Annotated in this window: 7 protein-coding genes and 5 pseudogenes; 8 read left to right on the top strand and 4 right to left on the bottom strand. The window is 72.8% G+C overall.

All coding sequences use genetic code 11. The features are described 5' to 3' along the window. From BJF88_RS03695 to BJF88_RS19845, 7 genes and pseudogenes are all read left to right on the top strand, one after another. Positions 1-956 (top strand): S1C family serine protease (locus BJF88_RS03695; protein WP_255371724.1); only part of this gene is annotated, 956 nt, incomplete at its 5' end. Further along, positions 953-1,084, top strand: coding sequence for a hypothetical protein (locus BJF88_RS21135; RefSeq protein WP_255371723.1), 132 nt, complete (start codon positions 953-955; stop codon positions 1,082-1,084). The genes BJF88_RS03695 and BJF88_RS21135, both read left to right, overlap by 4 nt. Positions 1,085-1,093: 9 nt before the next feature. After that, complete coding sequence (locus BJF88_RS03690; protein ID WP_075827793.1) at positions 1,094-1,444, top strand: twin-arginine translocase TatA/TatE family subunit; 351 nt, start codon at positions 1,094-1,096, stop codon at positions 1,442-1,444. 183 nt (positions 1,445-1,627) lie between these two features. Further along, a pseudogene (gene trpS, locus BJF88_RS03685) lies at positions 1,628-2,619 on the top strand (tryptophan--tRNA ligase). A 106-nt stretch (positions 2,620-2,725) separates the two neighbouring features. Then, positions 2,726-3,223: a 2'-5' RNA ligase family protein gene (locus tag BJF88_RS03680; RefSeq protein WP_255371728.1), complete on the top strand. Its 498-nt coding sequence runs from the start codon at positions 2,726-2,728 to the stop codon at positions 3,221-3,223. A gap of 171 nt (positions 3,224-3,394) precedes the next feature. After that, positions 3,395-4,027 (top strand): annotated as a pseudogene (locus BJF88_RS23030) (YhjD/YihY/BrkB family envelope integrity protein); the annotation flags it as partial. 98 nt (positions 4,028-4,125) lie between these two features. Further along, on the top strand, positions 4,126-4,392 hold the full coding sequence (locus BJF88_RS19845) for a hypothetical protein (RefSeq protein WP_187346189.1): 267 nt from the start codon (positions 4,126-4,128) through the stop codon (positions 4,390-4,392). 57 nt (positions 4,393-4,449) lie between these two features. On the opposite strand, the gene BJF88_RS03670 is transcribed toward BJF88_RS19845, so the two are convergent. From BJF88_RS03670 to sdhC, 4 genes and pseudogenes are all read right to left on the bottom strand, one after another. Further along, a complete protein-coding gene (locus BJF88_RS03670; RefSeq protein ID WP_075827789.1) occupies positions 4,450-5,220 on the bottom strand; it encodes a succinate dehydrogenase iron-sulfur subunit in 771 nt (256 codons plus the stop codon). Then, positions 5,220-7,064, bottom strand: a pseudogene (sdhA, locus tag BJF88_RS03665) (succinate dehydrogenase flavoprotein subunit). The gene BJF88_RS03670 and the pseudogene sdhA overlap by 1 nt, the downstream one beginning before the upstream one ends. A gap of 84 nt (positions 7,065-7,148) precedes the next feature. After that, positions 7,149-7,612 (bottom strand): annotated as a pseudogene (locus tag BJF88_RS03660) (succinate dehydrogenase hydrophobic membrane anchor subunit). Next, a complete protein-coding gene (gene sdhC, locus BJF88_RS03655; protein ID WP_075827788.1) occupies positions 7,612-7,995 on the bottom strand; it encodes a succinate dehydrogenase, cytochrome b556 subunit in 384 nt (127 codons plus the stop codon). Before sdhC ends, BJF88_RS03660 begins: the two are co-directional and overlap by 1 nt. Before the next feature lie 222 nt (positions 7,996-8,217). Between sdhC and BJF88_RS03650 the strand changes: the two are divergent. Next, positions 8,218-9,356, top strand: a pseudogene (locus tag BJF88_RS03650) (mannose-1-phosphate guanylyltransferase). The last annotated feature ends 10 nt before the right edge of the window (positions 9,357-9,366 follow it).

The following is a 9,366-nucleotide window of genomic DNA, read 5'->3' as shown; positions in this document are numbered from 1 at the left end:
GCAGCAGCGCCCCGCCGCCGGTCGCCGGCTGCTCGCGCCGCGCTGGTCGCCGGCGCGGCCGGCGGGGTCGCGGCGGACCGGGTCCTCGACCCGCGCCGGGCGCCGTCGTCGGCCTGCCCGCCGCGACCGTCGAGGGCGGCGGCACCGACCGGCCCGCCGGCTCCGTCGCGGACATCGCCTCGACGGTCCTGCCCAGCGTCGTGTCGCTCCAGGTCCGGGGCACCGACGGGGTCGCGACGGGCTCCGGCTTCGTGCTGCGCGAGGACGGGTACATCCTCACCAACAACCACGTCGTGGCCGGCGCCGCGGAGGGCGGCGAGATGATCGTGCTCTTCGCCGACGGCCACGAGAGCCCCGCCGAGCTCGTGGGCCGCACGGTCGACTACGACCTCGCCGTGGTGAAGGTCCCGGACACCGGTCTGACGCCGCTCGCCCTCGGTGACTCCGACGGCGTGGTCGTCGGCGACCCGGTCGTGGCGGTGGGCGCCCCGCTGGGCCTCAACGGGACGGTGACCACCGGCATCGTCAGCGCGCTCAACCGCCCCGTCCAGGCCGGCGAGGCGGCGGAGACGGCGTTCATCAACGCGATCCAGACGGACGCGGCGATCAACCCGGGCAACTCGGGCGGCCCGCTCGTCAACGGGCGGGGCGAGGTCGTGGGGATCAACTCGGCCATCGCCCAGCCACCGGGGGCGATGGCGGCGACGGGGAGCATCGGGCTCGGCTTCTCGATCCCGTCGAACCAGGCGCGGCGCACGGCGGAGCAGATCATCGCCGACGGCGTCGCGACGTATCCCGTGATCGGCGTGCTGCTCGACCAGCGCTACCAGGGCGAGGGCGTGCAGGTCTCCACGGAGGACCAGCAGGGCCAGCCCGCCGTCACGCCGGGCGGACCCGCCGACGCGCGGGCATCCGGCCGGGCGACGTCATCCTCGCGATCGACGACCGGCCGGTGACCGAGTCGGACGAGCTCATCGTCGCGATCCGGGCCAAGGCGCCCGGGGAGACCGTGGTCCTGCGGGTGCGCACGGGGGAGCAGGAGCGTGACGTGCGGGTCGTCCTCGACGAGGCGACGAGCGAGTAGTCTGGCGCCGTGTTCGGGATCAACGGGGCCGAGTTCGTCGTGCTCCTCGTCGTGGCGGTCCTCGTCATCGGTCCCGAGCGCCTCCCGCACTACGCCGAGCAGCTCGGCGGCTTCGTCCGGTCGGCCCGCGGCTACCTGCGCGACGCCAAGGCGAGGGTCGACGAGGAGATCGGCGCCGAGGTGGGCGACGTGGACTGGTCCAAGCTCGACCCTCGTCAGTACGACCCGCGCCGCATCGTCCGTGAGGCCCTCCTCGAGGACGACGACCCCCGCCCGGCGCGGACGGCGCCCCCGCCGCCGCCCGCCGCGGGTGCCCCGGCGAGCGGCGCTGCCGTGCCGTTCGACGACGAGGCGACCTGAGGCACCGGACCGTCGAGCAGGGCGTCGGGACGGCTCGTGCCGGCCTCGCGATTCGGCCGCCGCGCGGCGACCTGTCAGAATGGGCCAATGTCCATCGAGGCGACACAGGTCGAGGCGACAGCGGTCCAGAGGGCGAGCGGGCACGGCGCGACGGGCGGCACCACGCCCCGCATCCTCTCCGGGATGCAGCCCACCGAGGACTCGCTGCAGCTCGGGAACTACATCGGCGCGCTGTCCCAGTGGGTCGCCCTCCAGGACTCCTACGACGCGCTGTACTGCGTCGTGGACCTGCACGCGCTGACCGTGAACCCCGACCCGGCGCGGCTGCGCGAGCGCACGCGCCGCACCGCCGCGCAGTACCTCGCGGGCGGGGTGGACCCGGAGCGGTCCGCGCTGTTCGTCCAGTCGCACGTGCCGCAGCACGCGGAGCTGGCGTGGCTCCTGTCGTGCCAGACGGGCTTCGGCGAGGCCGGCCGCATGACCCAGTTCAAGGACAAGTCGGCGAAGCAGGGCGCCGAGGGCACGTCGGTCGGGCTGTTCACCTACCCCGTGCTCATGGCCGCCGACATCCTGCTGTACGACGCCGCGCTCGTCCCCGTCGGCGAGGACCAGCGCCAGCACCTGGAGCTCGCGCGCAACCTCGCGGAGCGGCTCAACGCCCGCTTCGGGGACGGGACGGCCGTCGTCCCGGAGCCGCACATCGTGCGCTCGGTGGCGAAGATCTACGACCTGCAGGAACCGACGGCGAAGATGAGCAAGTCGGCGTCGGGCGGCAAGGGCGTCGTCTGGCTCCTCGACGACCCGAAGGTCGCCGCGAAGCGGATCCGGTCGGCGGCGACGGACTCCGAGACGGAGGTCCGCTACGACCCCGCGGCGAAGCCGGGCGTCTCCAACCTCCTGACCATCTTCTCGGCGCTCACGGGCCGCGACGTCGACGCGATCGCCGCGGAGTACGACGGGCAGGGGTACGGCCGGCTCAAGGTCGATCTCGCGGACGCGTCGTCGACTTCCTCACGCCGTTCCAGGAGCGTGCGAACGCCTACCTCGCCGACCCGGCCGAGCTGGACGCCGTCCTGGCCCGCGGCGCGCAGAAGGCGAAGGAGATCGCCGGGGGCACGCTCGCCCGGATGTACGACCGCGTCGGCCTGCTGCCCCCCGGGGGGTCCGCGGCGTGAACATCCCGGAGCGCGGCCCCGGCCAGGCGAGGATCGGGGTGGCGATCGAGGTCCCCGAGCCGTTCGCGACCGAGCTGCAGTCCGCGCGCGCGCGCTTCGGCGACCCCTGGCCGCCGCCATCCCGCCCCACATCACGCTGCTCGGCCCCACGGTGCTGGACCCCGAGGTGCTCGACGACGCCCGCGCGCACCTCGAGCGCGTCGCCTCCGCGGCCGCCCCGTTCCACCTGCACCTGCGGGGCAGCGCGACGTTCCGTCCCGTGTCGCCGGTCGTGTTCGTCCAGGTCGTCGAGGGCATCGCGGAGTGCGAGCACCTCGAGCAGGCGGTGCGCGGCGGTCCGCTCGCGCAGGAGCTCCGCTTCAACTACCACCCGCACGTCACCGTCGCGCACGAGGTCGCGGACGACGACCTCGACCGCGCGTTCGACGAGATGGCGACCTACGAGGCACGGTTCGACGTGCACGCCTTCCACCTCTACGAGCACGGCGACGACGGCGTGTGGCGACCCCGGCGGCCCTACCTCCTGGGCGACGCCGCCGACAGGGCCGACGATGGCGCGCCCCGCCCGGTCGCCGGAGGTGTGGCGCGCGGGAGCCGCCCGTAGGGTCGTGGCGTGACCAGCGCCGACACCTCCACGGCGGGCGAGGCCCGCACCCAGGACCGCCCGTCCGTCGCCGACCGCGCCAAGGCCCTCGTCGCGCGGTGGAAGGCGTCCCGCCCGGGCCGGGCGCTCGCCTGGTACAACGCGCGCCACGGTGCGCTGCTGTGCGGGGGGATGGCCTACGCCGCGCTGTTCTCGCTGTTCGCCGCGCTCACGATCGGCTGGACCGTGTTCATGGCGGTGCTGGGCTCGCGCACCGACCTCCGGGACGCGGTCCTCGCGCAGATCGACACCTGGCTCCCCGGGCTCGTCGGGACAGGGGAGAGCGCGGTCCTCAAGCCCGACGACCTCGTGCTCCAGAGCGCGCTCACCGTCACGAGCGTCGTCGCCCTGGGCGTCCTGGTCTTCAGCGCGATCGCGTTCATGGCCGCGCTGCGCACGTCGGTCCAGTCGATGTTCGACGTGCCGCCGACCGCGCAGAACCCGGTCGTCGCCAAGCTGCGCGAGCTCGGCGGGTTCGCCCTGCTCGGCGTCGGCATCCTCGTGAGCGCCGCGGCGAGCGTCGTCGTCACGGGCCTGGGCGCGTGGCTGGCGGACCTGCTGGGCGGCTCGACCGCGCTCACCGTCGTCGTGCGCGTGCTCGGCCTCGGGGTCGCGCTGGCCGTGGACGCGGTCGTGGTGGCGCTCGTCGTCGTGCTCGTCGGTGGTGTCCGGCCTGCCCGCCGCGACCTCGTCGTCGGCTCGGTCGTCGCGGCGGCGGTCTTCGGCGCGCTGCGCCTCCTCGGGACGAGCATCGTCGTCGGCTCCGCGTCGCGCAACGCGCTCCTCGCGTCGTTCGCCGTGATCGTCACGCTGCTCGTGCTGGTGACTTCGTCGCGCGCGTCCTGCTCATGGTGTGCGCGTGGATGGCGGACCCGCCGCAGCTCGACGACGCCACTGACGACGCTGACGACCCCGCAGCCGACCCCGCCGCCGATCCCGCCGGCGAGCAGCCGGGCACGGCCCCGCGTCGCGCCGACGACGTCCGTCGCGGCGGCGGGGTTCGGGAGGACGACGACCCGCCTCTCGACGCACGGTCCTTCGACGAGCGCGTGTGGGCGGGGCAGGGTCGGGGCCGGCCGTGGAGCCCGGTCGTCCGCGGCGTCCGCAAGGGCCGCCTCGCGCGCAGCTGACGACGACGCGCCGCCACCCGATCGGGGTGACGGCGCCGTCGCGCGCAGGGCGCAGGGTCAGAAGGCGCGCGTGATCATCGCGCGCTTGACCTCCTGGATCGCCTTCGTGACCTCGATGCCGCGCGGGCAGGCCTCGGTGCAGTTGAAGGTCGTGCGGCAGCGCCACACGCCCTCCTTGTCGTTGAGGATCTCCAGGCGCTGCGTGGCGCCCTCGTCGCGGCTGTCGAAGATGAACCGGTGCGCGTTGACGATCGCCGCGGGGCCGAAGTACTGGCCGTCGGTCCAGAACACCGGGCAGGACGACGTGCACGCCGCGCACAGGATGCACTTCGTCGTGTCGTCGAACCGCTCGCGCTGCTCGGCGGACTGCAGGCGCTCCTTGCTGGGCTCGTTGCCCGAGGTGATGAGGAACGGCATGATCTCGCGGTAGGACGCGAAGAACGGCTCCATGTCCACGACGAGGTCCTTGACCACCGGCAGGCCCTTGATGGGCTCGACCGTGATGGGCTTGTCGGGGTTGACGTCCTTGAGCAGCGTCTTGCACGCGAGCCGGTTGCGGCCGTTGATGCGCATCGCGTCGGAGCCGCACACGCCGTGGGCGCACGAGCGGCGGAACGTCAGCGAGCCGTCGTGCTCCCACTTGATCTTGTGCAGGGCGTCGAGCACGCGGTCGGTGCCGTGCGCCAGGACGGTGAACTCGTCCCAGTACGGCTCCTCGCCGTGCGCGGACTCGGGGGAGTAGCGACGGATCCGCAGGGTGACCTCGAACGAGGGGATCTCCCCGGCCTTGGCCTCCGGTGCGGCCGTGCTCTCGAGTGTGGCAGTCATCAGTACTTCCGCTCCATGGGCTCGTACCGGGTCTGGGTGACGGGCTTGGAGCCCAGGGCGACCTTGTACCCGTCGAACTGCTCGACGTGGTCGAAGTAGCCGGCCACGTGCCCGTCGACCAGCCGGTCGTCGGCCGCCCCGGCCGCGGTGGGCCGGCGGTAGGCCATCGTGTGCAGCATGTAGTTCGCGTCGTCGCGGGCCGGGAAGTCCTCGCGGTAGTGGCCGCCGCGCGACTCCTTGCGGTTGAGGGCCGCGAGACCGTGACCTCGGCGATGTCGAGCAGGAACCCGAGCTCGATCGCCTCGAGGAGGTCGGTGTTGAACAGCCGGCCCTTGTCCTGGACCGACACGTCGCGGTAGCGCTTCTGCAGGTCGCGGATGTCCGCGAGGGCCTGGTTCAGCGACTCGCCCGTGCGGAACACCTGCGCGTTGGCGTCCATCGTCTCCTGGAGCGCCTTGCGCACGTCGGCCACGCGCTCGCCGTCGGGACGGTTGCGCATCTCCTCGAGCTGCGCGATGACGTTCGCGGCAGGGTTCTCCGGGAGCTCCGTGTACGACGCGGTCGCGGCGTAGGCCGCCGCGGTGCGACCGGCCCGCTTGCCGAAGACGTTGATGTCGAGCAGCGAGTTCGTGCCGAGACGGTTGGAGCCGTGCACGCTCACGCAGGCGACCTCGCCGGCCGCGTACAGGCCCTTGACGACGTGCGTGCTGTCGCGCAGCACCTCGCGTCGACGTTCGTCGGGATGCCGCCCCATCGCGTAGTGCGCGGTGGGGTACACCCGGGACGGGCTCGGTGTACGGCTCGATGCCGAGGTACGTCCGGGCGAACTCGGTGATGTCCGGGAGCTTGGCGTCGATGTGCGCGGGCTCGAGGTGCGTGAGGTCGAGCAGGACGTAGTCCTTGTTCGGCCCGGCGCCGCGGCCCTCGCGCACCTCGTTCGCCATCGACCGGGCGACGATGTCGCGGGGCGCGAGGTCCTTGATGGTCGGGGCGTAGCGCTCCATGAAGCGCTCGCCGTCGGCGTTGCGCAGGATGCCGCCCTCGCCGCGGGCGGCCTCGGACAGCAGGATGCCGAGGCCCGCGAGGCCCGTCGGGTGGAACTGGAAGAACTCCATGTCCTCGAGCGGCAGCCCGCGCCGGTAGGCGAGCGCCATGCCGTCGCCGGTGAGCGTGTGCGCGTTCGAGGTGGTCTTGAAGATCTTGCCCGCGCCACCGGTGGCGAAGATGATCGCCTTCGCCTGGAAGACGTGGATCTCGCCGGTCGCGAGGTCGTACGCGACGACGCCGGTCGCGGTGACGGTCTCGCCCTCGGGGACCTCGCCGGCCGACAGGTCGTGGTCGGTGATGAGGTCCAGCACGTAGAACTCGTTGAAGAACTCGACGTCCTGCTTGACGCACTGCTGGTACAGCGTCTGGAGGATCATGTGCCCCGTGCGGTCGGCCGCGTAGCACGAGCGGCGCACCGCCGCCTCGCCGTGGTTGCGCGTGTGCCCGCCGAAGCGGCGCTGGTCGATGCGGCCCTCGGGGGTGCGGTTGAACGGCAGGCCCATGCGCTCGAGGTCGAGGACGGCGTCGATGGCCTCCTTGGCCATGATCTCCGCGGCGTCCTGGTCGACGAGGTAGTCACCGCCCTTGACGGTGTCGAAGGTGTGCCACTCCCAGTTGTCCTCCTCGACGTTGGCCAGCGCGGCGCACATCCCGCCCTGCGCCGCGCCCGTGTGGGAGCGCGTCGGGTACAGCTTGGAGATCACGGCCGTGCGGACCGTGCCGGACGACTCCAGCGCCGCGCGCATCCCGGCGCCGCCGGCGCCGACGATGACGACGTCGTACTGATGGGTTTGCATCGGGTCCGATGCTCCTGGGAGAGAGCGGGGTGGGGCGGCGCCGGCGTCGGCCGACGGGGGGCGTGGGTCAGGCGGTGCGGGGGGTCACGCGGTGCAGAACGACGCGAGGAGGTCGGCCGGGGCGGCCGCGGGCACGGGTCGAACGTGAAGATCACGAGCGTGCCCAGCACGGTGACGACCGTGAACGCGAGGTAGAGCGCGAGCTTGAGCACGAGGCGAGTGCCGTCACGCTCGGCGTAGTCGTTGATGATCGTGCGCACGCCGTTGGTGCCGTGGAACATCGCGAGCCACAGCATCAGCAGGTCCCAGATCTGCCAGAACGGCGAGGCCCACTTGCCGGCGACGAAGCCGAAGTCGATCGCGTGCACGCCCTCGCCGACCATGAGGTTGACGAAGAGGTGGCCGAAGATCAGCACGATCAGCACGACGCCCGAGGCGCGCATGAAGATCCAGCTGTAGAGCTCGTAGTTGCTGCGCGTGGCCTTGCGGCGCTGGTACGGGTCGCGCGGGCTGTCGATGGTCTGGGCGACCGGAGCCGTGGACGTCATCAGTGACCCCCTCCGAAGACGTTCATGAGGTGACGCGGGAGGAAGCCCGCCATCGTGACGACGAAGAGCCCGACGACGACCCACAGCATCGTGCGCTGGTAGCGCGGGCCCTTGGCCCAGAAGTCGACGAGCACGATGCGGACGCCGTTGAAGGCGTGGAAGACGATCGCCGCGACGAGACCCGCCTCGCCGAGGCCCATGATCGGCGTCTGGTAGGTGCTGATGACGGCGTTGTACGCCTCGGGGGAGACCCGGACCAGCGCCGTGTCGAGCACGTGGACGAGCAGGAAGAAGAAGATGAGGACGCCGGTCACGCGGTGCGCGACCCACGACCACATGCCTTCGCGGCCGCGGTAGAGCGTGCCGGCAGGTGCACTGGGCACTGTGGGGGCCTCCTGTGGCGAGGTCAGGGGAGAGATGCCGGGTGATCCCGGAGCCGGCCCGGACCGGGGCGGGGCCGTCGTCGGCTTCGGTCTCTGGGAATCACCATAGGACCTCGACGTCGCCTCCCGGACGCCGCCGGGCCGTCGTCACAGGTCCCGGGGGCCGTTTGTGAGGGATCCCACAGGCGACGGGGGAACTCGCCCTCTCATTATGCTGCGGACATGGGCCCTTCTCCGACACGCTCCGCGTCCGCCCCGATCCCCGGGTTCCACGCCGTCGTCCCCGCCGGAGGAGCGGGACCCGGCTCTGGCCGCTCTCGCGCGCGGGCTCGCCGAAGTTCCTGCTCGACCTGACCGGTTCCGGACGCACGCTCCTGCAGGCCACGGTCGACCGGCTCGCGCCGCTCACCGGGGCGGAGGGCGTCGTGCTCGTCACGGGGGACCGGCACGTGGCCGCCGCGCGCACCCAGCTCCCGGAGATCCCCGCCGCCAACGTGCTCGCCGAGCCCTCGCCGCGCGACTCCATGGCCGCGATCGGCCTCGCCGCCGCCGTCCTGGAGCGCCGCCACGGCGACGTCGTGCTGGGGTCGTTCGCGGCGGACCAGGTCATCACGGGCCGCGACGCGTTCGAGGCGTCGGTGCGCGAGGCGGTCGAGGCGGCCCGCGCGGGCTACGTCGTGACGATCGGCATCGCGGCGTCGCGCCCCTCCACGGCCTTCGGGTACGTCCACAGCGGCGACGCGCTCGGCGTCGACGGGGCGCCGTCGGCGCGGCACGTGCGCGGGTTCACGGAGAAGCCCGACGCGGCGACCGCGCAGCGCTACCTCGCGTCCGGCGAGTACCGCTGGAACGCCGGGATGTTCATCGTGCGCACGTCGGTCCTGCTCGGGCACCTGGCGGACCAGCGGCCCGAGCTGCACGACGGCCTGCGCGCCGTCGCCGCCGCGTGGGACACGCCGGAGCGCGAGCGGGTGCTCGCCGAGAGGTGGCCCGCGCTCGAGCGCATCGCCATCGACCACGCCGTCGCCGAGCCCGTCGCGGCGGTCGGCGGTGTCGCCGTCGTGCCGGGGACGTTCGGCTGGGACGACGTCGGCGACTTCAACTCCCTCGCGGCCCTGCTGCCGTCGGTGGACAACGCCGGGTCCAAGGTGCTCGGCGACACGGGCCGCGTCGTGCGCCGCGAGAGCGCGGGGTCGGTCGTCGTCCCGGCGACCGACCGCGTCGTCACCGTCCTCGGGCTCGACGACGTCGTCGTGGTGGACACGCCCGACGCGCTCCTGGTGACCACCAGGGCACGTGCGCAGCAGGTGAAGTCCATGGTGGACGCGGTGCACGAGCTCGGGATGGACGAGCTCCTGTGAGCGGGCGGCA

The sequence above is a fragment of the Cellulosimicrobium sp. CUA-896 genome, assembly GCF_001942335.1.
In the GTDB taxonomy this organism is placed as follows: Bacteria; Actinomycetota; Actinomycetes; order Actinomycetales; family Cellulomonadaceae; genus Cellulosimicrobium.
The sequence above is the reverse complement of the archived record's forward strand: the minus strand, read 5'-3'. Positions and strand labels throughout refer to the sequence as shown.